Source organism: Streptomyces sp. NPDC058457 (genome assembly GCF_042720695.1).
GTDB lineage: Bacteria > Actinomycetota > Actinomycetes > Streptomycetales > Streptomycetaceae > Streptomyces.
The window spans coordinates 201,786-223,732 of the sequence record NZ_JBHXLU010000007.1; the positions used below are offsets into that span (position 1 = coordinate 201,786).

Below are 21,947 nucleotides of genomic sequence, written 5' to 3' on the forward strand. Positions count from 1 at the left end.
TGGCATCGGCGTGCGGCAGGCGTGCGTTCCGTCGTGGGCGACGGACCAAGTGGGTGTGGTGCCGCACCGGTTGACGTCGGCGATCCGGCTGCTTATGTCCTGCGGACATCAGGGCGGCGTAGTCTGACGGCCGGGAGTTTGAACTCTCAAACAGTCGCTCATCGGAGAACGTCATGCGCGTCGCGATCACCGGGTCCACCGGACTCATCGGCTCCGCCCTCACCTGTTCCCTCCTCGCCGACGGTCACCGCGTGCTGCGTCTGACCCGCGGGCGGACCGCGGCCCGGGCGGCGGACGGGAGCGAATCCGCGCTCTGGGAGCCCGGCACCCGGCTGGACCCGGCCGTCCTGGACGGTGTCGACGCCGTGGTGCACCTGGCCGGAGCGGGGGTCGGCGACCGGCGCTGGACCACGGCGTACAAGCAGGAGATCAGGCTCAGCCGCCTCCAGGGGACGCGGACCGTCGCCGAGGCCTGTGCCGAGGCCGCCGAGCCGCCCCGGGTACTGATCTCGGCCTCCGCCACCGGCTACTACGGGGACACCGGCGACCGTGTCGTCACGGAGTCCGACCCGGCCGGAAGCGACTTCCTGGCCTCCGTCTGCGTCGGCTGGGAGTCCGCCGCGGCACCGGCCGAGCGGGCCGGCATCCGGGTCGTGCACCCGCGTACCGGTCTCGTGGTCTCCGCGGACGGCGGCGCCTGGGGCAGGCTGTTCCCGCTCTTCCGGTTCGGCCTGGGCGGCCGCCTCGGCTCGGGTGACCAGTTCTGGCCGTTCATCTCGCTGCCCGACCACATCGCCGCCCTGCGCCACGCGATCGACCACGACGACATCGTCGGGCCGGTCAACTTCACGGCCCCCGAACCGCTGACCAACCGCGAGATCACGCGCGCGACGGGCCGGATCCTGCACCGGCCCGCCCTCGCCGCCGTACCCGCCTTCGCACTGAGGATCGTCCTCGGCGAGTTCTCCGAGGGCATCACGGGCAGCTGCCGAGCCGTACCGGCCGGTCTGCTGAAGGCGGGTTTCACGTTCCGGCAGCCCGGCATCGACGAGGCGCTGCGCGCCGCGCTGTCCCAGGGGTGACCGACCCGACCGGTCCGCCGGCCCCGGTGGTCGCTCCGACCTGCCGCGTTAACCTGTGGTTATGTGCCCGAACCGTCCGGAGGGGGCCGAACCCGAGTCGTCCCCGGCCGCGGGGGCGCGGGCGCGGGCACTGGCGCTGGCCCTCCGGCAGGCGACGGCGGGTGTCGGGGGACGGGGCGCCCTGCTGCACCGGTGGGACCCCGGCGCGGGCCGGCTGACCCTGGTGGCGGTGGACGGTGTCGACGGCGAGGCGGCGCGGCCCTGGGCGGAACTGCGCGAGGAACAGGACGTACCGCCGTCCCGGGCGCTGCGGCGCGGCATCCTCGTGCAGGTGGCTGGGGACGGCCTCGGGACCGGCGCGGCCGGCACGGTGGCGGTGCCCCTGATCGGGGCCGACGGGCCCATCGGTGCACTCTCGGTACTGCTGCCCGGAACCGGCGAACCCGATGACGTTCAGTTGTCCTTCCTGCACGCGGTGGCGGCCTGGACCGCCGAGCGCCTGGAGGGCGCCGCCGGGAGGCCGGCGCACCCGGAACCCGGGCCCGGTCACGGGCGCACGGTCCGGACGGCGGAGCTCACCGCGATGCTCGCCGAGGCCGTGACGGTCCAGGACGTCGTACGGGCCGTGGCGCAGCACGTCCTGTCGCCGTTCAGCGCCGACGGGCTGGTCGTCTCCGTGTTCGAGGACGGCAGGCTGACCAGGGTCGGCGAGGTCGGTTACCCGGCGGACTACCTGAAGCGGTTCGAGGGCCCGCTCAACGCCGGCATGCCCGTCACCGACGTGCTGCGCACCCGCAGGCCGCAGTTCATGGAGTCACCGGCCCAGATGTACGAGCGCTACCCGGCCGTCACGGACAAGATCCTGATGGGGACCTCGCCGAAGACGGCATGGGCGTTCCTGCCGCTGATCGCCTCCGGGCGGGCCGTCGGGGTGGCGGTCCTGTCCTACAACCAGCCACGCCGCTTCAGTGAGGAGGACCGCACCCACCTGACCACCCTCAGCGCCCTGGTCGGTCAGGCGCTGGAGCGGGCCCGGCTGTACGACCTCGAGCACGCCCGCGCCCAGGAACTGCAGAGCGCCCTGCTGCCCCGGACACTGCCGCGGCTGCCCGCCGCCGTCGCGGCGGCGCGCTATCTGCCGGCGGGCCGCGGTGAACAGGTGGGCGGCGACTGGTTCGACGTGATCCCGCTCTCCGCCGACCGGGTCGCCCTGGTGATCGGCGACGTGATGGGCCACGGCATCGCCGAGGCCGCCACCATGGGCCGGCTGCGCACCGCCGTACGCACCCTCGCCGACCTCGACATGACCCCGGACGAACTGCTGGGCCACCTCAACGACCTGGTCAGCGACCTGGGCGAGGACTTCTACGCCACCTGCCTCTATGCCGTCTACGACCCGGTCGGCCGCACCTGCAGCTACTCCCTCGCCGGGCATCCGCCGCCGGTGTTCGTGCATCCCGACGGCACCGTCCAGAGCCCCGTCGTCAGCCCCGATCCGCCGCTCGGCGCCGCCACCCCGCCGTTCGCCGTACACGAACTCCCGCTCCCGGACGGGAGCCTGGTCGTCCTGTGCACCGACGGGCTCATCGAATCCGATACCCAGGACGTCGAGCAGGGCCTGGCCGAGCTCGTGCGTGTCCTCGGCGCGGCGGGGGTCCGACCGGCCCGCTTCAGCGGCGCCGACCAGGAGGAGGACGTCCGGGGCGTGTCGGAGCTGTGCGACACGGTCGTCGCGGAGCTGCTGCCGGACCGGGAGCGGACCACCGACGACGCGGCCCTGCTCATCGCCCACACCCGGGCCCTGCCCGCCGGCGACATCGCCTCCTTCGGCCTGCCCGACGACCCCCGGGCGGCCGGCCGGGCCCGAGAACTCGTCCGCGACCAGCTCTCCCGGTGGGGCCTGGACGACCTGTCGATGACCACCGAACTCCTGGTGAGCGAGTTGGTCGGCAACGTGATCAGGCACGCCAGGGGCCCCATGCGGCTACGGTTGCTGCGCAGCCGCAGCCTGACCTGCGAGGTCTACGACGGCAGTCTCAGCACCCCGCGCATCCGCCACGCCACCTACACCGACGAGGGCGGCCGCGGCCTGCAGCTGGTCGCCGCCCTGTCCCGGCGCTGGGGCGCCCGCTACCTCAGCGACGCCAAGTGCATCTGGACCGAGCAGGACATCCCGAACGGCTCCCAGGACCGGGCGGGCTCCGTGCCGTGAGGGCGGATATTCCAACATCGACAGGTCGAAGCAAAGATGTCTTGTTGAATCTGTCAATGTTGGACTTACGATGGAATCATGAGCCTTCGCCACGCACTCCTCGGACTCCTCGCCGACCGGCCCGCCAGCGGCTACGACCTGCTGAAGCTGTTCGACACGTCGCTGGCCCACGTCTGGCCGGCCACCCAGAGCCAGGTCTACGGGGAACTGAACCGGCTCGCGGAGGCCGGACTGGTCGACGTGTCCGCCGAGGGCCCGCGCCGGCGCAAGGAGTACCGGGTCACGGAGGAGGGGCTCAAGGAACTGCGGGAGTGGCTGGTCGCTCCGACGCAGCAGCAGCCGCGCCGCAGCGAACTGCTGCTCAAGGTGTTCTTCTTCAACCTGGGCTCGGACGAGCAGGCCCGCGCGGTCCTCGCCGAGCGGGCGGAGCTGGCCACGGCCTACCACGAGCGGCTCGCGGAGCTGAGAACCGAACTGGAGCAGGACGAGGGGCCGTTGACCGCCAACGGTCGGATCGCCCTGGAATACGGCCTGCGCTGGGCCGAGATGGAGCGGGACTGGGCCCGCTGGGCCGCCGAACAGCTCGGCTGAACGCCGTCGGCGGCACACCGGCCCGGTGCCCGGGGGCGGCTCCCTAGCTCACGAACCCCACATGGGCCAGGGCCTGCTTCAGCAGCACCCCGTGGCCGCCGGGCATCTCGCTCTGCAATGCCTCGGACACCGCCTCCTGCGGGCTGAACCACACCAGGTCCAGGGCGTCCTGCCGGGGCCGGCAGTCACCGGTGACCGGCACGATGTAGGCCAGCGACACCGCGTGCTGACGCGGGTCGTGGTAGGGGGTGACGCCCAGCGTCGGGAAGTACTCGGCCACCGTGAACGGCTGCAGCGAGGTCGGCACCCGGGGCAGGGCGACCGGGCCGAGGTCCTTCTCCAGATGGCGCAGGAGGGCGTCGCGGACCCGCTCGTGGTGCAGGACCCGGCCGGAGACGAGGGTCCGGCTGACGGTCCCGTCCGGGCCGATGCGGAGCAGCAGTCCGATGCTGGTGACTTCGCCGCTGTCGTCGACGCGTACCGGCACGGCCTCCACGTACAGGATCGGCATACGGGCGCGAGCCATCTCCAGCTCGTCGGAGGACAGCCAACCGGGCGTGGTTTCGGTCATGTCAGACATTGCTTGATCATACTTTCCGGGCGGGGCGCGCGGTCAGTCGCGGCCGGGGTCGGATGCGGGAAGTCCGTAGAGGCGACGGGCGTTGTCGCGTCCTGTCCAGGCGGCGATCCGCACCGCGTCGGTCGGGCTCAGTTCGTCGGCGTCCACCCGGTCCTGGAGCATTCCGGCCAGTCCCTGCCGGAAGGACAGCGCGCCGAGGTGGTGGAACTCGGCCACACCATAGGCGTCCGAGCTGTACAGCAGTTTGCGGAACGGGGTGATCTCCATCGCCTCCGCCAGGACCGCCCCGGCCCGGGCCGGGCCCACGTGGTGCAGCGTGAGCCCGACATCGAGGTACACATGTTCGAACACCGTGGCCAGATAGGCGGCTTGGCGCTGGTAGGGCCAGCAGTGCAGCAGGAGCACCGGGACGGTGCCCACGGTCAGCCGCAGCCAGTCGGTCAGCAGCGCCGGGTCCGCGTGGTGCAGCCGCAGGTCCGAGTCCCCGAAACCGGCGTGGAGCTGGAGCGGCAGCCCGAGTCCGACGGCGGTCCACAGCAGATGACGCATCAGCACCGGGTCCGTGAGCTTGCCGCCCCGGGCGAACCACAGCGCGGCCGCGCGGGTCACCTCGGCGTACGTCGGCCGCTCCGGGTCCAGGGCGAAGCCGGTGCGGTAGGCGGCCACCGACTTGACCGCGACCACCCCCGGCCGCCGTACCGCCTCCTCGGCCGCCGCCCGGAAGGCGGCCGCGTACCCGGCCGCGTCGATGCCCTGCGCGGCGACCGCCTCGGCAACGCTCTCCAGACGTACGACCTCGTACGCGTGTGCGCCGGCCGCCGCCGCGAGTTCGGCGGGGGAGGTGACCGGGTGCGGAGCGTAGCCGGTGTCCACGCAGAACGTCTCCGTGTGCGCGGCCGCCAGGAACCGGCGGTTGACCTCCTGCCAGCCCAGTTCGGCCCGGCGCGCCAGGTAGTCGGCGGCGGGCGCGTGCCGGTCCAGGCCGAGCAGGGGTGCGCAGTGCCGTCGTACGGCGATGCCGGCCGGGCTGTCGAACGGCGAGACGCCCGGCCAGGCCTCGCCCTCGGTCAGCAGCGACTCGAACTCCGGCCCGGTGAGGTCGGCGGTGACCGCGCCGTGGCAGTGGTGGTCGACGAGGGGGAGCGCGTCCAGGGCTTCCCGGATCGGTCCCGGCATCAGTACTTCCAGCGGTAGGCCGCCGCCACCCCGGCGTCGTCGAGGCCGGCGACGGCCCCCGTCTCGCCTTCGCGCACGGCGATCACCGCGTCGGCGAGGACCGGGCCGAGCGCGGTGCGCAGCACCTCGTCCTCGCGGAACTCCTCGACGGCCTGGGGGAGCGAGGTCGGCAGCCTGCGCACCCCCCGGGCCACCGCCTCGTCCGGGATCAGGCGGGCCGGGTCGTCGGTCACCTCCTCGGGCAGCGGAGCGGCCGAGGCGAGCCCGTGGAGTCCGGCGGCGATGGCGCAGCCGAGGGCCAGATACGGGTTGGCGGCCAGGTCGACCGGCTTGATCTCCAGGTTGGCGTCCTGGCTCTGGTGACCGGCCGTGCCGGTGATGACCCGGACCCCGGTCTCGCGGGTCTCCCGGCCCCAGGCCGTGAACACGCCCGCCCACTGGGAGGGTTTGAGCCGCAGATAGCTGGCCGGGCTCGGCGCGGTCACCGCCGTCAGCGCCGGCAGGTGTGTCAGCAGCCCGGCGATGAAGGACTCCGCCGCGGCCGTCATGCCGTACCGGGCGTCGCCCCCGGCGTGCAGGTTGACGCCGTGGCGCCAGAGGGAGAGATGGAGGTGGCCGCCGTTGCCGACGCCCCGCTCGGCGACGGCCGGGGCGAAGGAGGCGCGCAGGCCGTGCTTCTGCGAGACGGCGCGGATGGTGTGCCGTACCAGCACGCTCTGGTCGGCCGCCGCCAGCGGGTCCAGGGCGCCGGTGGACAGCTCGAACTGGCCGGGCGCGTACTCCGGGTGGAACTGGGCGACCGGCACCTCCTGCTTCTCCAGAGCCCCGAGCAGGTCGGCGGCGTAGTCGCTCAGCTCGATCTGCCGGGCGGCGCCGTACGCCGGGCCCGCCGTGGCCGGCACGAACTCGTCGGCCGGTGCCGCGGCCCGGCCGAGCGTCCACTCGATCTCGATGCCCGCCCTGAAGGTGACGCCGTGCCGCTCCTCGGCGTCGGCGACGACCCTGCGCAGGAAGGCGCGGCTGCACCCGGGGTGCCGGTCGCCCTCCTGGGTGAGCCGGTCGACGGGGGCCCAGGCCCAGCCGGGCTGCCCGGCCAGCACCACCAGCCGGTCCAGGTCCGGGTAGAGGCGCAGGTCGCCGTCGGGCGAGCCGAGGACGTCGGTGCGCACGATCGCGTCGTTCGCCAGGAAGGTGTCGAACACCGGGGACATGCCGACACCCCAGGCCACCGCCGGCTGCAGCCCCTGCCAGGGGACGGTTTTCACCCTGCAGATCCCGGCGGTGTCCACATAGGCGAGCACGATCCCGCGCACACCCTGCGCGGACAGCTCGTGGGCGAGGGCATGGGCCCGGGCGAGATCGCCGGGGCTCCCACCGGGTACCGGATCGACCAGGGGTGGCATACGACGTCCTCCTCGACGGGCTCGGATGCACGCGTCCCGGTCAGGGTTTCACGGCGACCGCGCCGAACTGCGCTACCGGCGCCGGGGAGTCGGCCCTGTCGGCCCGCCGCCGCTCACGGTGTGACGAGACGGTCCTGCTCCACCGGAGGCGTGCCCTCGTGCCAGGGCAGCGGCTTGCCGAAGCGGATCAGCTCGCCGTAGAGGCCGGGGTCCACCTGTTCGGCGAAGACCAGGTCGAGCACCGCGCGGGCGGCCTCGGCGGGGGACCGGGCCCCGCTGTAGTCGCTGAACCAGGGGCGGGACGTGGCGGTGTCGACCATGCCGGGGCAGACGGAGGCGACCAGGGTGCCGGCGGCCAGGTCCTGCTTCCGGCGCTCGGCGGCGACCGCGCGGACGGCGGCGACCTGGGCCACCTTCGAGGGCACGTTCAGCCAGACCGGCCAGCCCGCCTCCGTGGCGGTGCCGTTGTGGATGGCGCTGCGCCAGGACTCGACGGCGTACTCGACCTGTTCGAGGCTCGCGTCGTCGAACAGGTGGTGCAGCCGCGGGTCGAGGTGGCCGAGGGTGCCGAGCGAACTGGCCACCACCAGCAGCCGGCCGCGCGGGCGCAGGACCGCGCCGAAGGAGCGCAGGACGGCCTGGGTGGCGGTGTTCGAGACGTCGATGAACTCGTCGGCCCGTTCGGACTGCGAGTCCCCGGGCAGTACGCGGGCGACCGCGTTGGAGATGACGATGTCCACCCCGCCGTACCGGGCCCTGAGTTCTTCGGCGAGCCGGGCGATCGCGTCGGTGTCGGTGACGTCCAGGACCCGGCCCTCGACGCGGGCGCGGGTCCCGGGCCGCCGGGCGGCCTCGACGGCGGCGTCCGTCACGCGCCCGGGATCGCGTCCGGTGAGCAGGACCAGGTCGTCCGGGCCCAGCCGGGCGGCGAGTCCTTCGGCGAGGGCACGGCCGAGGCCTTGGTTCGCGCCGGTGACCAGGGCGATGCGGGAAGTGTTCATGCATCCCACGCTAGGAACGACCGGCCCATGAGTCCAACGAAAGATATGCACGGCTAGTATGCGCAAACATCATGGACTTCAATGATGTGTCACTGACCGCGCTGCGGGTCTTCCGCGCGGTCGCCGAACAGGGAACCTTCACCGCGGCCGCGGCCTCGCTGGGCTACACCCAGTCGGCGGTGTCCCGGCAGATCGCCGCGATCGAGCGGGCGGCGGGTGCGGAGCTGCTGGAGCGGCGCCGCGACGGAGTACGGCTCACCGCGGCCGGCCGTGTCGTCATGCGGCGTGCGACGACCGTGCTCGACGAGATCGAGGCGACCGCGAGGGAACTGTCCGGGCTGCCCGGAGAGGCCGGGACGGTCCGCCTCGGCTGGTTCCCCACCGCGGGCGCGGCACTGGTCCCCCACGCCCTGACCGCGCTCCGCCGGACGGATCCCGGACTCCGGGTCGTCGGCCGCGAGGGCACCACCCCCGCACTGCTGCGTGCCCTGCGCGCGGGCAGCATCGACCTGGCCCTGCTCGCCTCGGCGCCCCCGTTCCGGGCACCGGACGCCGAGTCGCCCCCGCTGGTGCTCCAGACCCTCACCGAACGCGCCCTGTGTCTCGCACTGCCGGCCGGCCACCCCCTGGCCCGCGGCGACTACGTCGACGTGGCCGACCTGCGCGGGCAGCGCTGGATCGCCGGCTCCGCCTCCGGGGAGGACCGGCTGATGGGGGTGTGGCCCGGCCTGGACGAGCGGCCGGAGATCGCCCACGTCGCGCGGGACTGGCTGGCCAAGCTCCATCTCGTCGCCGCCGGCTGCGGGCTGACCACCGTTCCGGCCGCCCTCGCCTCCGCCGTGCCGCCGGGCGTCCGGATCCTGCCCGTGCGCGGCGGACCCCAGGAGCAGCGCCGCCAGCTCCTGGCCCGGCTGCCGCACCCGCCGACCGAGGCGGTCACCCGGGTGGCGGCCGCCCTGCGGGCGGCGGCGCTCGACACGGACGTACCGGACGGGCCCAAGTGAGTCCTCCGAGGGCGTGGTTGCTCCCGGCCGCACAGGTCGCCGTCCGGCGGCACGGCCGGGACGGCGCCCGGTGCCGGGACCGACCAGCGAGACGGTACTTACACCGCCGGGTTGTCCGGACATAACATCGGTCCCCGCATGAACACGATGACGCTCTGGCACATATCCGGCTGGGAGTTCGCCGCCCTGGCACTCGCCGCCCTGCTCGTCGGCTTCTCCAAGACCGCCGTCAGCGGGGCCAACACCGTCAGCCTCGCCATCTTCGCCGCGGTCCTCCCGGCCCGCGCCTCCACCGGTGTCCTGCTCCCGCTGCTCATCGCGGGCGACGTGCTGGCCGTGGCGACCTATCGCAGGCACGCCCACTGGCCCACGCTGTGGCGGCTGTTCCCGGCGGTCGCGGCCGGCGTGGTGATCGGCACGCTGTTCCTGGTCTGGGCCGACGACGGCGTCGTACGGACCTCGATCGGCGCGATCCTGCTGCTGATGGCCGGGGTCACGCTGTGGCGGCGCCGTACCGCCGACCAACCCGACGACCCGGACGCGGTCACCACCCGGGCGGGCCGGGCGAAGGCCGGTTCCTACGGCGTGCTCGGCGGCTTCACCACCATGGTCGCCAACGCGGGCGGCCCGGTGATGTCGCTGTACCTGCTGTCGGCCGGCTTCCGGAAACTCGGCTTCCTGGGCACCTCGGCGTTCTTCTTCCTGATCGTGAACCTCTCCAAGGTCCCCTTCAGCGCCGGCCTCGGCCTGATCGACGGCCACTCGCTGCTCCTCGACGCCGCGCTCGTCGCGTTCGTCGTCCCCGGCGCGTTCATCGGCAAGTGGGCCGTGCACCGGATCAACCAGCGGCTGTTCGAGCAGCTGGTCATCGCGGCGACGATCGTCGGCGGCCTCCAGCTCCTCCTGCGCTGACCGGTCCGACCGCTCCGACCGTTCCGACCGGTCCGGCAACCCGGGAATGCGACGGCGGGGGGCGTTGTTGGACAGGTCGTGAATGACATGCTCGGATCAAAGATCCCGGGTGTGGGCGAAAGGAGGACCTCATGGCACGCAGCACCGCGCGTCCCGTCGTCAAGCTGAAGTCGACGGCTGGGACCGGCGTCACCTACGTGACCCGCAAGAACCGCCGGAACAACCCCGACCGGCTGGTCCTGCGCAAGTACGACCCGGTGGCCGGCGCGCACGTCGACTTCCGCGAAGAGCGCTGAAGCCGAACACACCGCCAGCCCAGAGAGGAAACCCCATGAAGGCCCGCATTCATCCCGCGTCCCGGCTCGTGGTCTTCCGGGACCGCGCCGCGGACACGGCGTTCCTGACCCGCTCGACCGCCGACTCGTCCCGGACGATCGAGTGGGCGGACGGCAACACCTACCCGCTGATCGACGTGGAGATCTCGTCCGCGTCGCACCCCTTCTACACCGGCAAGGCGCGGGTCCTGGACAGCGCCGGCCGAGTGGAGCGTTTCGAGCGCCGTTACGGCCGCACCGCCGCCGCCCGCGGCTGACCCGGCCCGGTGACCGACCCGAGGAGAACAGAACCATGAAGGTGCGCAAGTCCCTGCGCTCACTGAAGGCCAAGCCCGGCGCCCAGGTGGTCCGCCGACGTGGCGTGGTCTACGTGATCAACAAGAAGGACCCCCGCTTCAAGGCCCGCCAGGGCTGACGGAGGTCGCGTCCCACGACGGCCGCCCCGCGATCCCGCCGGGCGGCCGTCGCGCGTCACGGAGTTCCTTCCGGTCGGTCCCGGCCTTCCGGTCGGTCCCGGCAGGTCCGACGGGCTTGACGACTCCGATCCGACGAGCCGGCGCCCATGACGAAACCCGCCCTGCCGGTGCCGCCGGTGCCGCCCGTGCCGGCCGGTCGCCGGTGCCGCTTCGCCCCAGGGCTGCCCCCTGCCGCGGACCCCGTACGCTCGCCCCATGTCCCCGCACATCCTGATCCTCGGTGGTACCGCCGAGGCCCGCCGTCTCGCCACCGAGTTGGCGGGGCGCCCCGGAGTCCGTGTCACGACCTCGCTCGCGGGCCGGGTCGCACGGCCGGGCTCGTTGGCCGGAGAGGTGCGCATCGGCGGGTTCGGCGGGGCGGCCGGCCTCGCCGACTGGCTCCGCGAACACCGCGTGGACGCGCTGGTGGACGCCACCCACCCCTTCGCCGAGATGATCACCGCCAACGGGGTGGGCGCCGCCCGGGCCACCGGAACCCCCTCCGTCGTCCTGCGCCGCCCCGGCTGGCAGCCGCGCCCCGGCGACGACTGGCACCCGGTCCCGTCCCTGCCCGCGGCGGCCGCCGCCCTGCCCCGCTTCGGCCCCCGTGTCTTCCTCGCCACCGGCCGTCTGGGCCTGTCCGCCTTCGCCCACCTGACCGACCGGCACTTCGTCGTACGGTCCGTGGAGCCCCCCGAGCCCCCCATGCCCCGGCACACCGAAGTGCTGCTGGCGCGCGGGCCGTTCACCGTCGCCGACGAGACCGCGCTGCTGCACGGGAACCTGATCGACGTCCTGGTCACGAAGGACAGCGGGGGAGCGGCCACGGCCGCCAAACTCACGGCCGCACGGGAACTGGGGCTGCCCGTGGTCGTCGTACGGCGGCCCCCGCTGCCGGACGGCGTGACGGCGGTGCCGGATGTCGCCGGCGTACTGGAACGGCTGGGGCTCGATCCCGTGTGAACCGTCTCGGGCGTCAGGCCGTCCTGGCGTCAGGCGTCAGGTCCGCCGGCTGTTCGGACAGCCCGTCGGTCAGGTCCTCGACCAGCAGACGTTTGCCGATGGTGTCGACGGCGGCCCGCAGCTCGGCGCCCGAGGGATGGCACCGACAGCATCCGTACGGCCTCGGACAGGCCGTGAGCTGGTGCTTTCCGGGACGACGTCCTGCTCGGTGAGCTGAGTGAGTACGGCTGTGACCAGCCGAACTCGGCATCCAGCCCGAGGCGTACGACCCGGAACTCGACGTCGACTTCACCCCGCTGCGCGAGCAGGACCTGACCGCCGCCGGTCGCGGCCAGGCCGCCTGAGCCGTGAGGGAACCAGCTGGTGACGCCCTTCACAGGAGCGGGCCGGCATACCCCGGAATCCTGCTGCTCTTCAGTGGAGATCCGACTGGACCTCGGTCAGTCGATGCCTTCGACGATGCGGAAGTCGCGCTCGACGCCGTCGGAGAGGGCGACCAGCGCCTCCTGGTAGGCCGCACTCTCGCGCGCCGCGACGGCCTGCTCGAAGCTGTCGAACTCGATCAGGACGGTGCGCTCGGCGATTCCGGCGTCATGCGCCACGACCCGACCGCCACGGGAGAGGACCCGGCCGCCCCCGGCCTTGACGGCCGTTGGGGCCAGCTTGTTGTAAGCAGCCAGCTTCTCAGGGTCTGAAATGGTGCGGTAGACGCTGACCCAGTAGCCCTTGGGCATGGAACCTCCAGTGTTGGGATGAGTGCATCTGACTTACGGGTTGGTCTCGGACGAGCGCCGGCGGGCGAGAGCGAGGCTTGTCAGCGTCGTGATCGCCATGGCGCCGATGCCGACCAGCGCCGCGGTGGTGTAGGCGCTGTCGTCGGGGAAGAGGTGGCCGGGGCCGGTGCCCGCGGCGAGGATCAGGCCGCCGATGGCGCTGCCCAGGGAGTACCCGACGCTGCGGACGACGTAGTTGAAGCTCATGGCGCTCGACGTCTCGCTCTTGGGGGTGACGGCCAGGATGACGCCGGGCATCGCGGCCGAGAAGCCGCCGACGCCGAAGCCGAGCACGCCCATCGTCGCGAACAGTTCGGCCAGGTCCGACCGGTCCGCCGCGAACAGGGCGAACCCGCCGCCGACCACGACGGCGCTGCCGGCCAGGAGCAGGGGGTCGGCGATCCGCGTCCGGACCCGCGGCGTGAGTTTGCCGGCGACGAACCCCAGCACCGAGAACGGGATGAGGACCAGCCCGGCGACGAAGGTCGTCAGCCCGAAGCCGTAGCCGGCGCCGTGCGGCGTCTGCGCGTACCGGGTGATGAGCGTGAGCAGGAGGTACATGCCGATCCCGCCGACGAACATGGCGAGGTTCGCCCCGGCGACCGCCGGGTGCCGCACCGCCCGCACATCGACCAGGGGTGTCGTGCTGCGCAGCTCGATGACGGCCCAGACGCAGAGCAGCACCACCGCGACGACGGCGAGGCCCGCCGCCACGGCGAGGTGCCGGCTCCACAGAATCCGTTCGCCGGCGAGGAACAGCACCAGGAGCAGCGCAGCGGCCAGGACGACCGCGCCTGCCACGTCCACGTGGGCGGAGCGGCCTTCGGGGGCTTCGGGCATGGAGCGCCACGCGGTCAGGAGGGCGGCGGCGGTGACGACCAGGCCGAGGCCGTAGGCGGCCCGTACCCCGCCGAGCTCGGCGAGCAGTGCGGCCAGCGGGTATCCGACGCCGGACCCGATGATCGAGACCACCGAGATCAGGGCGATCACGGCCGCGCTGCGCTCCTCGGGGAGGTGGTCCCGGGCCACGCCCATCATCAGCGCCGTCAGCCCGAGCCCGACGCCCTGGGCCGCCCTGCCGGCCAGCAGCCACGCGAACGGCAGCGGCAGCACGGTGAGCGCGCTGCCGGCGACGACGACCGCCAGCGTGGCGAGGATCGTGGCCCGCCGGTGCGGGCCGGCTCCGAGCCGGCCCAGGACCGGAGTGGCGACGGCGCCGCTGAGCAGCGCGACGGTCAGCGTCCACTGCGCGCTGCCGAGCGAGACGTGGAACGAGGTCGCCACGCTGGTGATGAGCGGTGTCCCGAGGCTGGCGACCGCCGCCACGACCAGAGCGATGAACATCAGGGCGGGGACCAGCAGCCGCGCCTCGGAACGCGCCACCGGGAACGCCTTCACCGCGGCCCCGCCGACCGGCTGCCCGGTCACTGCTTCGGCCCTTCGCGGTCCTGGCTTTCGAGCTCTGCCAGATGCTTCAGCGCCGGAAGGGCTGCCACCAGCGCCTCGACCTCGTCGCCGGCGAGCTCGCCGATCAGCCGCTCGAACGCGTGGACGCCCGCCTGGCGCCGCGTCCGGACATAGGAGGCGCCGGCCTCGGTCAGGCACACCAGCGTGACCCGCTTGTCGGACGCGTCGCCCCGCCGCTCGACCAGGCCGGACTCCTCCATCACCCGGACCAGGGCGGTCATCGCGGGCTGGGTGACGCCCTCGACCGCGGCCAGATCGGTGATGCGCCGCGGGCCGGTCCGGTCCAGGGTGGCCAGGGTGGCGGCGGACGTCAGGCTCATGTCCCGGGGCAGGCGTCTCGCGGCCCTGGTTGCCAGGCCGTAGAGGGCTGCCCCGATGGCGGCGGACGCGTCAGGAGCGGTGTCTTGACGACTCATGCTCGAAACATAGCATTTTTATATTCATAGTTTATGTAAATGGTCCGACTGGCGCGGGCGGCGCGCCCCTTGAGCAGGCCGGCCCGCCGGATCCGGGTCAGTGCCAGGCCCAGCAGCCGGTCGGCGCGGTCGCCCTCGGCGAGCCGCTCGCGGAAGTCGGACAGCACGCTGTGGTGGAAGCCGGGGTCTTCCAGCTCCAGGCCGAGGGCGTACTTGAGGTCGATGCGGCAGCGCACCGCCTCGGCGGTCTGGCGGTCCGACAGGTTCAGCGCGTACTGCAGCACGCATACGGTGGCCAGCTGCGCGGGTGGCCCGGGGCGGCCGTCGCGCGGGTACCAGGCGGTGAAGTCCTCGTCGCTGAGCAGGCCGTCGAGGCGGTCGCGGATCCACATCGCGGTGGTCCCGTGGGGGTTGCCGGCCCGGGCGACCCGCACGGTCGGCGCCGGGATCTCGGCTCCGGGACGGGGCTGGAGGGACTGTCCGTCCTCAAGATTCCCGACAGAGTCCGACCCGGAAGACCTGGCGCGCATCGCGTCGTACCTGACCGAACACATCAACCGTTTCGGCGAGTACAGCACCCGCGAACTCGGCATCCGGCCCGAGGCGTACGACGTATACCCCGGAATCCTGCTGCGAGGGTCAGCCTCCAACACCGTGGCCCGGGCAGGTGATCCGACAGCGCTGCCGTGGGGGCGGGGTTTGTGAGGGTTCTTGTGGGCCCTCGCCGTATTTCAGAGGGATACCCGCGCTGTTCTGCCAGCGGCAGAACAGCGGCCGGACCGGGCTCGACGATCACTACAGTCCAGTCTCATGACGACGATCACGACGCGTACGGTCGAGTATCCGGCCGACGGTTTGACGATGACCGGGCACCTCGCGCTCCCGGCCGGTGTCGACCGCCGGCCCGCGGTGCTGCTCGGACCAGAGGGCATGGGGCTCAGCGACGTCGAGCGCCGCCGGGCCGATGCTCTCGCCGAGCTGGGATATATAGCGCTGGCCTTCGACCTCCACGGCGGGCGCTACTTGGGCGACCCCGAGGAGATGTTGGCCCGTTGCCTGCCGCTGCTCGCCGACCCCGACCGGATGCGGGATATCGGCCACGCGGCGCTCGACGTGCTGCGCGCCGAACCACGGACCGACCCCGACCGGATCGCCGCCGTCGGCTACGGCACCGGGGGCGCCATCGGGCTGGAACTCGGACGCGACGGCGTCAACCTGCAGGCCATCGGGACAGTCAACGCACTGACCACGGGCCGACCGGGCGAGGCGGCGCGCATTCGCTGCCCGGTGTGGGCCGGGGTCGGGTCGGAAGACCCGATCATGCCGCCCGCGCAACGGAACGCGTTCACCGCTGAGATGCAGGCCGCGGGCGTCGACTGGCGCCTCGCGGTCTACGGCGGCGCCTTGCACGCCTTTCACCACCCGCCGGTCGACCACCCCGTGGTCCCCGGCGTCGGCTACCACCCACGGCACGCGCAGCGAGCCTGGCGCGACGTCGTCGACCTGCTCGCCGAGTGCCTGCCCGTGACGGAGGATCCGGGGCATGACCCAGGTACGCATGCTGGCCCCGGGCACTGACAGTCCACTCCCCTCAGGTCCGCACAGCAGAAACGCATTCGGGCGGTTACTCGATCGCGGAGACGTATTCACAACTACCGCAGTAAATACCGGATTTACTGTGGCAGAGCCCCTGCCGTGATCACCGCGACCTGCGGCGGACCAATCCGGCCGCCGGGGCGAGGTGTACGCATTTACTGCGGCAGTACCGGAAGGGCGGGACGGCGCGACGATCGAACCGGTGACCGAACTCGGGAGCGGGGGCGCACTGCGGTTGCCGCGCGCTCGGGTCGTACCTCTGTCCGCCCCGCCGTCGTCGTACACCGCGGCGATCGAGCGGTACCTCACCGGCGCGGGCATCGCGAAGTCCTCCGCGCGGATCTACCGGATCTCCCTCACGACGTGGGGATGGATGCTCGCCGGCGAACCGCCGCCGACCGGACCCGCCCGCCGAGGCGCGAAACCGCCCGTCTTCCCCGTCGCCGCGATCGACGACCCGGCGCTGCCGGAGGTCCTGGCCGAACTGGCGGCGGCGCGGGCGGACGAGATGGACGCCGACACCGTCAACCGGGAGCTGCCCATCGCGCGCAAGGCGATCGGCTGGTGGCAGCGCCAAGGCTGGATCGAGTGCGATCCGACGATCGGCATCCAGCGGCGGCCGGCGCCGCCGGACCGCACCAAGGCTCTCGCGGAGAACCAGATCGCCGCCCTGTGGCGCCTCGACGTCGCGCTGCGGGAGAAGACGCAGTGGAAGATGCTCTACGAGTCCGCCGCACGGGCCGACGAGGTGCTGTGCCTCAACGTGGAAGACCTCTACCCGCAGGACAAGCGCGGCGGGATCACCGCCAAGGGCGGGGCGACCGGGTGGATCCACTGGCAGTCCGGCACCGCCCAGCTCCTGCCCCGTCTCATCGCCCGCCGTACCCGCGGCCCGCTGTTCCTCACCGACCGCAAGGCCCCGGCCGGAACACCCACGCTCGACGTGTGCCCGGAGACCGGCCGGGCCCGGCTCTCCTACCGCCGCGCTGAGGAGATCTTCGAGGAGAACACCCGGCTGCTGGCAAACCCCCTCGCCTCGCCCGACGACATCGAGGACCTGGACGGCTGGACGCTTCACCGGCTACGTCACAGTGCCCTGACGCACGACGCGGAGGACGGCACCTCCACCCCGATGCTGCCGGCCCGCTCCCGCCACGCCTCCGTCCGCTCCCTGGAGCGCTACGCCCGCCCCGGCGTCGACTCGGTCGCCCGGCACGTCGCCGAACGCGACCCCGCTGCACGTCGCCGCAGGTAAATCCGAGCGCATCAGTGCTTCAAGATCATCCCGTACCGGAACGCGCCGCCGTCCGGAAATACCCGCGGTCTCTGGCCGTGTCGCTCCGGGAAAACCTGCAACCTGTCGTGCTCCACCCTCCTACCTCCGTTGGCGTGCCGCCAACGCCCGCCAACGCGACATCCTGGCAGGTGAAGGCGAGTTGTGGCTCAACCGGGGCGCCGGGACGTGTCAGGCCGACCGTCGGCGGGCTGCGAGGAGGGCGACATCGTCCTCGCGGACACCGATCGCCAACTGCGCCAGGAGCGTGTCGAGCAAATCCTCCAACGGGCCGTCCACCGGTAGGCGCAGACGCGTGAAGGCTTGCAGCGAGACGTCGATGTCTGTGCCTCGTTCTTCAACGAGGCCGTCGGTGTACAGCAGCAACACCGTGCCGGGCGCGATGGGCACGGTTCTTGCCTCGTAGTCTCCGAGCTCGGTGCCGAGGGGCGGACCAGCCGTTACCCAGAGCACTTCCGGCGGGCACCCGGAACGCAGCATGACGGGAGGCAGGTGCCCGGCGCTGGCCAGCGTGCAGGTGCCGGTCCGGGGGTCCATGAGCGTGAGCAGGCAGGTGGCAGCGCGGTCGAGTCCGATATGTGCGACGCGCCGGTCGACCTCGCTGAGAATGGCATCGACCGTTGCGCCGGTGGCAGCCACCGTGCGCAGGAGAGCACGGTACTGACTCATGGCGACAGCCGCGTGGAAACCGTGTCCCATCACGTCGCCCATGACCAGCAGGGTGCGGCCGTCCGGTAGGGGGATCGAGTCATACCAGTCGCCCCCCACCAGAGCACTGCGGCCGGACGGGAGATAGCGGGTGGCGACTTCCACATCAGGGTGAGGGCTGTGCGGTTCGGACAGCAGGGCTGCCTGGAGTTCGCGCGCCATGGTGTGTTCGGTGGTGTACCGGTGGGCACTGTCGATGGCGACGGCGGCACGGGCGGCCAGGCCCTGGGCTGTCAGGATGTCCTCGTCGCTGAAAGGTGCCGATGCACCCGCCCGCCCCAGGAGAACGGCGCCGACCGAGCGGCCTGTGGTGGGGAGCGGGACGAGGAGAAGCGAGTGGATGCCGGCCGAGCGCCAGACGCCCACCCGCTCGGGGATGGGCGTCACCTTGCGCATGAGGTCGTCCGAGGCGTGGTTGGCGAGCCACGGGCGGCCGCTGTTCATGCAGTTGCGCACCACGTGGCCGCGTGCGATGTCCAGGTGGTCGCCCGGCACCCCCAGCAACAGCAGGTACCTCCTCAGTTCCCGAGCCGCTGATACGGCCATGATGCGCAGGCGCAGCATTCCGGCGAGCGACAGGGGTCCGTTGCCCTGCTCCTCCTCGACGAGGGTTGCCACTCCGACCGCGTCGGCCAGGGACGGCACCAAGAAGTCCGCGAGCTCAGTGCACGTGGTCCGGGCGTGGAGCGTGGTGCCGATCCGTGTGGCCGCGGTGTCCAGCAGAGCAAGCCGCTGATGTACGCGTTCCAGGTCGGACAGGTACCAGCGCAGATTGCTGACCTCCACACCGATTCCGCACACGCCCAGGACCTGGCCATCGGCTTCCAGACGGTGGAAGGTACCGCGCCACCGCCGACGGCCCGGGTGCGAGGAGGAGTCTGCCGGAGGGCCCGCGACGGTGGTCTCCCGTGGCCGGCCATCTTCCAGGACATGCCTCACGACTTCGTCCGCGGCCTCCCCACTTGGCAGGACCTGGCTCAGCGTCCGCCCACGGAAGGCCGCAGCGGGCATGCCACTGGCCCTGGCCCATGCGGGATTGACGTACAGGTAACGCAGCTCTTGATCAAGAACGACGACAGAGGCTTCGGTGCCTTCGACCATGCCGCGCAGCAGCCCGCACTCGCACGGGGCTCCCGTCGGATGATCCAGGCTGCCCAGTTCTGTCAACAGAGCGTGATCCTGCCCCAAGGGCCACTGCGGTGGCGGACGTCGAGCCTGCACCTGTCTCCTCGGTTCGTGGTCCCGGTCAATCCGCCGCATCCCCTCGTGAGCCGGCACGGTACGGACCGCGCCTGGCCCGTGCCGGGTACGCCGACACACTGCAAGGCATGATCGCGCGTGTGTGGTCGCAACACCTCCGGGCTGGACGAGACTCACCCGATCTGGGTACGGAGCGAGCGGGTGCCCGGTGGCCTTCCCCGGTTCGCCGCCCTGCCGCACGGATTGCGATGACCGCCCCGGGGCGGCCTCACCGACACCCTGTCATGTCATGTCTGGCTCAGAGATGTGTAAGTCAGACAGTAAGTAAGGCCCTGACGTCAGCCCTCCGATGCGAACCGACGTCAGAGGTGTGTCGGCTGCGCGGATCGTCCGAGGCGCGGGGCTGGATACGCTGACGGCATGATCGAGAACCTCCCTCCCTGTCCGAAGTGCTCGTGTGAGTACACCTACGAGATGAACGCCCTGGCGGTATGCCCTGAGTGCGGCCACGAATGGGTTGTGGCCGAGGCCGGTGCCGAGGGTGGTGACACCAGGGAGCGCGTCGTCAAGGATGCCGTCGGCAATGTGCTGCAGGACGGCGACAGCGTGGTCGTCGTGAAAGCGCTGAAGGTCAAGGGCAGCCCCTCGGGGATCAAGGCCGGCACCAAGGTGCGCAACATCCGGCTGGTCGACGGCGTCGACGGGCACGACATCGACTGCAGGGTCGAGGGTTTCGGAGCGATGCAGCTCAAGTCGAGCGTGGTCAAGAAGGCCTGACTCTGCGACCGGCGCCCCCGTCCTGGCGGGGCCACCTGGGCCGTAACCGGATGCCGAATTGCATAATTTTGCAATTGGTTAGATGTTGTGTTGGCTGTGCTCGCAGGTGCCGCGGGCGCAGCCTTTCGCGTCCGCCCCGAGGTGGGGTCTGAAGGGGAAGCCGAGGGGTTGTGTCCTGTGAACCATGCAGCCCTGAAGCAGCCACCACATGACCACTCAGCCCTGACGAAGGACGTACAGGCACCCCGCATTCTCTTGTCCAAGCCACCTGGGATACCTCCCGTTCTGCTTCCGGCCAACCTTCCAGGCAGCTTGAGGTCGCCGTGTGAGCCTTCTCCTCCGAGAGGAATACGCCCAGGATCCTGATCTCCTCGCCGTGGCCGGGTCTTCCGGGATCGGAAAGCAGGTACAGATCCTCGGGCAGGGTCCCTGGGGCCCGGTCAGCCGTCGTCGCCCCGTGCCGTCGGGAGGCGGGCCAGGCGGCTCGGCGCGCCAGTCACCAGCGGGTATGGCTCCGCGGTGTCCAGCCGATCATGTCGCGGGTTCCCCGCAGCGCGCACCCTCGACAGCCGCCCGGCAACCGCGACGGGGCTCCGCCCGCGCATGCCGGTCCAGATTGACGCAACCACCTGGTTGCCATAACATCGCAACCAGGTGGTTGCTATACCTATGGAGGTAGTCATGGCATTCCCTGATCGCATCGAGCGGACCATCGAGATCGCGCACACGCCGGCCAAGGTGTGGGCGGCGCTCACCACGGCCGAGGGACTGAGCGCCTGGTTCGGCCAGCAGGCGGGGATCGATCTGCGCCCGGGCGGCTCGGCCTGGATGAAATGGGACGGCGGCCACACCGCCGACATGCGGGTGGAACGGGTGGAGGAGCCGACGGTGTTCGGCTACACCTGGAAGGTCCCGGGGCTTCCCGAGGACGATCCGCGCCGCACCTACGTGGAGTTCACGCTCGAACCGGTCGCCTCCGGCACCCGGCTGACGGTGGTCGAGACCGGCTTCGCCCAGCTCCCGGACGAGGTCCGCGGCAAGGAGTACGACGACCACACCAAGGGCTGGACGCACGAACTGGGCGAACTGGTCGACCACCTCGATGCCGCGGCCTGACACCGAGGCGATCGCCGAACAGGTCTTCGCGGCCCTGGCCGACCCGAGCCGGCGCGCCATCCTGGCCGCGCTGGCTTCGGGAGGGCCGGCCACGGCCACGGACCTGGCCGCGCGGCTGCCGATCACCCGGCAGGCGATCGCCAAACACCTGACCCTGCTGGCCGAGGCCGGCCTGGTGACGGCCGAACCGGGCGAGCGGCGCCGGGTGCGGTACCGGCTGTGCTCCGCGCCGATGCAGGTGGCGCAACAGTTCCTGGCCGCGCTGGCGCGCGACTGGGACGGCCCGCTCGGCGCGCTGAAGGACCACCTCGACGACCAGGCGCGCGGATCCACGTGACCGGGACCGGCGCGGAAGGAGATCCGATGGTGCACGCCGAATCCCCGCGGCCGGCCGAGCCGGCGATCGCGGCGGGGGTGGCACTCGGGCTCGCCGCGGCCTGCTGGGCGGTCTCGCTCTGGCTGATGCGCGGCATGGACATGGGGCTCGCGACCAGGCCCGGGGCGTCGGGGCTCTTCGCCGCGACGTGGACGACGATGATGGCGGCGATGATGCTGCCGGGCGCGGCCCCGGCCCTCGCCAGGCATGTCCGCCGGAACGGCGGGTTGCGTGGTGCGCTGCCGTTCACCGGGTCCTACCTGGCCGTCTGGGTACTCGCAGGCGTGGCGGCGTACGCGCTGGACCGGCCGCACGGGTCGGCGGTCGCCGGCGTGGTGGTGATCGCGGCGGGCGCCTATGAACTCACGCCGGTCAAGCGACGCTTCCGCCAACGCTGCCACGAGGACGCCGGTTGCGGACTCAGGTTCGGGTTGTACTGCGTCGGCTCAAGCTTCGGACTGATGGCGATGCTGCTGGCACTGGACGTGATGAGCCCGCTGTGGATGTCGG

At 71.9% G+C, this 21,947-nt stretch carries 24 protein-coding genes; 15 read left to right on the top strand and 9 right to left on the bottom strand.

The features are described 5' to 3' along the window. Positions 1 to 173: 173 nt before the first annotated feature. The 3 genes from ACFWPS_RS08905 to ACFWPS_RS08915 all read left to right on the top strand — a co-directional run bounded on the left by ACFWPS_RS08905 (position 174) and on the right by ACFWPS_RS08915 (position 3,885). Positions 174 to 1,082, top strand: coding sequence for a TIGR01777 family oxidoreductase (locus ACFWPS_RS08905; protein ID WP_383702574.1), 909 nt, complete (start codon positions 174 to 176; stop codon positions 1,080 to 1,082). A gap of 61 nt (positions 1,083 to 1,143) precedes the next feature. After that, positions 1,144 to 3,294 (top strand): SpoIIE family protein phosphatase, encoded by a 2,151-nt coding sequence (locus tag ACFWPS_RS08910; protein ID WP_383702576.1) that lies wholly within the window; start codon positions 1,144 to 1,146, stop codon positions 3,292 to 3,294. A gap of 78 nt (positions 3,295 to 3,372) precedes the next feature. Further along, the gene (locus ACFWPS_RS08915) at positions 3,373 to 3,885 is read left to right on the top strand and encodes a PadR family transcriptional regulator (protein WP_383702578.1); all 513 of its coding nucleotides are present in this window, start codon (positions 3,373 to 3,375) and stop codon (positions 3,883 to 3,885) included. Positions 3,886 to 3,928: 43 nt separating this feature from the next. Here ACFWPS_RS08915 and ACFWPS_RS08920 read toward each other — a convergent pair whose 3' ends face one another. From ACFWPS_RS08920 to ACFWPS_RS08935, 4 genes are all read right to left on the bottom strand, one after another. Beyond that, the gene (locus tag ACFWPS_RS08920; protein WP_167450201.1) at positions 3,929 to 4,456 is read right to left on the bottom strand and encodes an NUDIX hydrolase family protein; all 528 of its coding nucleotides are present in this window, start codon (positions 4,454 to 4,456) and stop codon (positions 3,929 to 3,931) included. A 42-nt stretch (positions 4,457 to 4,498) separates the two neighbouring features. After that, positions 4,499 to 5,641, bottom strand: a complete 1,143-nt coding sequence (locus ACFWPS_RS08925; RefSeq protein WP_383702580.1) for an amidohydrolase family protein — start codon at positions 5,639 to 5,641, stop codon at positions 4,499 to 4,501. After that, complete coding sequence (locus ACFWPS_RS08930; RefSeq protein ID WP_383702582.1) at positions 5,641 to 7,044, bottom strand: glutamine synthetase; 1,404 nt, start codon at positions 7,042 to 7,044, stop codon at positions 5,641 to 5,643. The genes ACFWPS_RS08925 and ACFWPS_RS08930 overlap by 1 nt, the downstream gene beginning before the upstream one ends. Positions 7,045 to 7,157: 113 nt before the next feature. Continuing rightward, the gene (locus ACFWPS_RS08935) at positions 7,158 to 8,045 is read right to left on the bottom strand and encodes an SDR family NAD(P)-dependent oxidoreductase (protein WP_383702584.1); all 888 of its coding nucleotides are present in this window, start codon (positions 8,043 to 8,045) and stop codon (positions 7,158 to 7,160) included. A gap of 71 nt (positions 8,046 to 8,116) precedes the next feature. Between ACFWPS_RS08935 and ACFWPS_RS08940 the strand changes: the two genes are divergently transcribed. From ACFWPS_RS08940 to ACFWPS_RS08965, 6 genes are all read left to right on the top strand, one after another. Next, on the top strand, positions 8,117 to 9,049 hold the full coding sequence (locus ACFWPS_RS08940) for a LysR family transcriptional regulator (protein WP_383702586.1): 933 nt from the start codon (positions 8,117 to 8,119) through the stop codon (positions 9,047 to 9,049). Between the two features lie 138 nt (positions 9,050 to 9,187). Beyond that, positions 9,188 to 9,961, top strand: a complete 774-nt coding sequence (locus ACFWPS_RS08945; protein ID WP_383702589.1) for a sulfite exporter TauE/SafE family protein — start codon at positions 9,188 to 9,190, stop codon at positions 9,959 to 9,961. Between the two features lie 131 nt (positions 9,962 to 10,092). Then, positions 10,093 to 10,257 carry a 50S ribosomal protein L33 gene (gene rpmG, locus ACFWPS_RS08950; protein ID WP_181808961.1) on the top strand — a complete coding sequence of 55 codons (165 nt, stop codon included), beginning with the start codon at positions 10,093 to 10,095 and terminating at the stop codon, positions 10,255 to 10,257. A 35-nt stretch (positions 10,258 to 10,292) separates the two neighbouring features. After that, entirely contained in the window at positions 10,293 to 10,553 is a 261-nt protein-coding gene (locus tag ACFWPS_RS08955) for a type B 50S ribosomal protein L31 (RefSeq protein WP_383702591.1), read from the top strand. 35 nt (positions 10,554 to 10,588) lie between these two features. Beyond that, positions 10,589 to 10,711, top strand: coding sequence for a type B 50S ribosomal protein L36 (gene ykgO, locus ACFWPS_RS08960; RefSeq protein ID WP_046728129.1), 123 nt, complete (start codon positions 10,589 to 10,591; stop codon positions 10,709 to 10,711). A 256-nt stretch (positions 10,712 to 10,967) separates the two neighbouring features. After that, positions 10,968 to 11,714, top strand: a complete 747-nt coding sequence (locus ACFWPS_RS08965) for a cobalt-precorrin-6A reductase (protein ID WP_383702593.1) — start codon at positions 10,968 to 10,970, stop codon at positions 11,712 to 11,714. 440 nt (positions 11,715 to 12,154) lie between these two features. On the opposite strand, the gene ACFWPS_RS08970 is transcribed toward ACFWPS_RS08965, so the two are convergent. The 4 genes from ACFWPS_RS08970 to ACFWPS_RS08985 all read right to left on the bottom strand — a co-directional run bounded on the left by ACFWPS_RS08970 (position 12,155) and on the right by ACFWPS_RS08985 (position 14,900). After that, complete coding sequence (locus ACFWPS_RS08970) at positions 12,155 to 12,448, bottom strand: DUF1330 domain-containing protein (RefSeq protein ID WP_383702595.1); 294 nt, start codon at positions 12,446 to 12,448, stop codon at positions 12,155 to 12,157. A gap of 33 nt (positions 12,449 to 12,481) precedes the next feature. Then, positions 12,482 to 13,915, bottom strand: coding sequence for an MFS transporter (locus ACFWPS_RS08975; protein ID WP_383702597.1), 1,434 nt, complete (start codon positions 13,913 to 13,915; stop codon positions 12,482 to 12,484). Beyond that, complete coding sequence (locus ACFWPS_RS08980) at positions 13,912 to 14,274, bottom strand: MarR family winged helix-turn-helix transcriptional regulator (protein ID WP_383702644.1); 363 nt, start codon at positions 14,272 to 14,274, stop codon at positions 13,912 to 13,914. The genes ACFWPS_RS08975 and ACFWPS_RS08980 overlap by 4 nt, the downstream gene beginning before the upstream one ends. Before the next feature lie 92 nt (positions 14,275 to 14,366). Next, positions 14,367 to 14,900, bottom strand: a complete 534-nt coding sequence (locus ACFWPS_RS08985; protein ID WP_383702599.1) for a transposase — start codon at positions 14,898 to 14,900, stop codon at positions 14,367 to 14,369. A 280-nt stretch (positions 14,901 to 15,180) separates the two neighbouring features. Here ACFWPS_RS08985 and ACFWPS_RS08990 point away from each other — a divergent pair, with 280 nt between their 5' ends. After that, positions 15,181 to 15,948, top strand: coding sequence for a dienelactone hydrolase family protein (locus ACFWPS_RS08990; protein ID WP_383702601.1), 768 nt, complete (start codon positions 15,181 to 15,183; stop codon positions 15,946 to 15,948). A 220-nt stretch (positions 15,949 to 16,168) separates the two neighbouring features. Beyond that, entirely contained in the window at positions 16,169 to 17,221 is a 1,053-nt protein-coding gene (locus ACFWPS_RS08995) for a tyrosine-type recombinase/integrase (RefSeq protein WP_383702603.1), read from the top strand. 210 nt (positions 17,222 to 17,431) lie between these two features. On the opposite strand, the gene ACFWPS_RS09000 is transcribed toward ACFWPS_RS08995, so the two are convergent. Continuing rightward, the gene (locus tag ACFWPS_RS09000; RefSeq protein ID WP_383702605.1) at positions 17,432 to 19,135 is read right to left on the bottom strand and encodes a SpoIIE family protein phosphatase; all 1,704 of its coding nucleotides are present in this window, start codon (positions 19,133 to 19,135) and stop codon (positions 17,432 to 17,434) included. 453 nt (positions 19,136 to 19,588) lie between these two features. Between ACFWPS_RS09000 and ACFWPS_RS09005 the strand changes: the two genes are divergently transcribed. From ACFWPS_RS09005 to ACFWPS_RS09020, 4 genes are all read left to right on the top strand, one after another. Continuing rightward, entirely contained in the window at positions 19,589 to 19,945 is a 357-nt protein-coding gene (locus ACFWPS_RS09005; protein ID WP_383702607.1) for a zinc ribbon domain-containing protein YjdM, read from the top strand. A gap of 681 nt (positions 19,946 to 20,626) precedes the next feature. Beyond that, positions 20,627 to 21,061, top strand: a complete 435-nt coding sequence (locus ACFWPS_RS09010; protein WP_266965933.1) for an SRPBCC domain-containing protein — start codon at positions 20,627 to 20,629, stop codon at positions 21,059 to 21,061. Next, positions 21,048 to 21,398, top strand: coding sequence for an ArsR/SmtB family transcription factor (locus ACFWPS_RS09015; RefSeq protein WP_383702610.1), 351 nt, complete (start codon positions 21,048 to 21,050; stop codon positions 21,396 to 21,398). Before ACFWPS_RS09010 ends, ACFWPS_RS09015 begins: the two co-directional genes overlap by 14 nt. A gap of 26 nt (positions 21,399 to 21,424) precedes the next feature. Continuing rightward, a partial coding sequence (locus ACFWPS_RS09020; RefSeq protein WP_383702612.1) for a DUF2182 domain-containing protein occupies positions 21,425 to 21,947 on the top strand: 523 nt, incomplete at its 3' end.

Coding starts and splice junctions, on each gene's coding strand:
- ACFWPS_RS08905 (WP_383702574.1), top strand. CDS start 174: ATGCGCGTCGCGATCACCGGGTCCACCGGACTCATCGGCTCCGCCCTC.
- ACFWPS_RS08910 (WP_383702576.1), top strand. CDS start 1,144: ATGTGCCCGAACCGTCCGGAGGGGGCCGAACCCGAGTCGTCCCCGGCC.
- ACFWPS_RS08915 (WP_383702578.1), top strand. CDS start 3,373: ATGAGCCTTCGCCACGCACTCCTCGGACTCCTCGCCGACCGGCCCGCC.
- ACFWPS_RS08920 (WP_167450201.1), bottom strand. CDS start 4,456: ATGACCGAAACCACGCCCGGTTGGCTGTCCTCCGACGAGCTGGAGATG.
- ACFWPS_RS08925 (WP_383702580.1), bottom strand. CDS start 5,641: ATGCCGGGACCGATCCGGGAAGCCCTGGACGCGCTCCCCCTCGTCGAC.
- ACFWPS_RS08930 (WP_383702582.1), bottom strand. CDS start 7,044: ATGCCACCCCTGGTCGATCCGGTACCCGGTGGGAGCCCCGGCGATCTC.
- ACFWPS_RS08935 (WP_383702584.1), bottom strand. CDS start 8,045: ATGAACACTTCCCGCATCGCCCTGGTCACCGGCGCGAACCAAGGCCTC.
- ACFWPS_RS08940 (WP_383702586.1), top strand. CDS start 8,117: ATGGACTTCAATGATGTGTCACTGACCGCGCTGCGGGTCTTCCGCGCG.
- ACFWPS_RS08945 (WP_383702589.1), top strand. CDS start 9,188: ATGAACACGATGACGCTCTGGCACATATCCGGCTGGGAGTTCGCCGCC.
- rpmG (WP_181808961.1), top strand. CDS start 10,093: ATGGCACGCAGCACCGCGCGTCCCGTCGTCAAGCTGAAGTCGACGGCT.
- ACFWPS_RS08955 (WP_383702591.1), top strand. CDS start 10,293: ATGAAGGCCCGCATTCATCCCGCGTCCCGGCTCGTGGTCTTCCGGGAC.
- ykgO (WP_046728129.1), top strand. CDS start 10,589: ATGAAGGTGCGCAAGTCCCTGCGCTCACTGAAGGCCAAGCCCGGCGCC.
- ACFWPS_RS08965 (WP_383702593.1), top strand. CDS start 10,968: ATGTCCCCGCACATCCTGATCCTCGGTGGTACCGCCGAGGCCCGCCGT.
- ACFWPS_RS08970 (WP_383702595.1), bottom strand. CDS start 12,448: ATGCCCAAGGGCTACTGGGTCAGCGTCTACCGCACCATTTCAGACCCT.
- ACFWPS_RS08980 (WP_383702644.1), bottom strand. CDS start 14,274: ATGAGCCTGACGTCCGCCGCCACCCTGGCCACCCTGGACCGGACCGGC.
- ACFWPS_RS08985 (WP_383702599.1), bottom strand. CDS start 14,900: ATGCGCGCCAGGTCTTCCGGGTCGGACTCTGTCGGGAATCTTGAGGAC.
- ACFWPS_RS08990 (WP_383702601.1), top strand. CDS start 15,181: ATGACGACGATCACGACGCGTACGGTCGAGTATCCGGCCGACGGTTTG.
- ACFWPS_RS09005 (WP_383702607.1), top strand. CDS start 19,589: ATGATCGAGAACCTCCCTCCCTGTCCGAAGTGCTCGTGTGAGTACACC.
- ACFWPS_RS09010 (WP_266965933.1), top strand. CDS start 20,627: ATGGCATTCCCTGATCGCATCGAGCGGACCATCGAGATCGCGCACACG.
- ACFWPS_RS09015 (WP_383702610.1), top strand. CDS start 21,048: ATGCCGCGGCCTGACACCGAGGCGATCGCCGAACAGGTCTTCGCGGCC.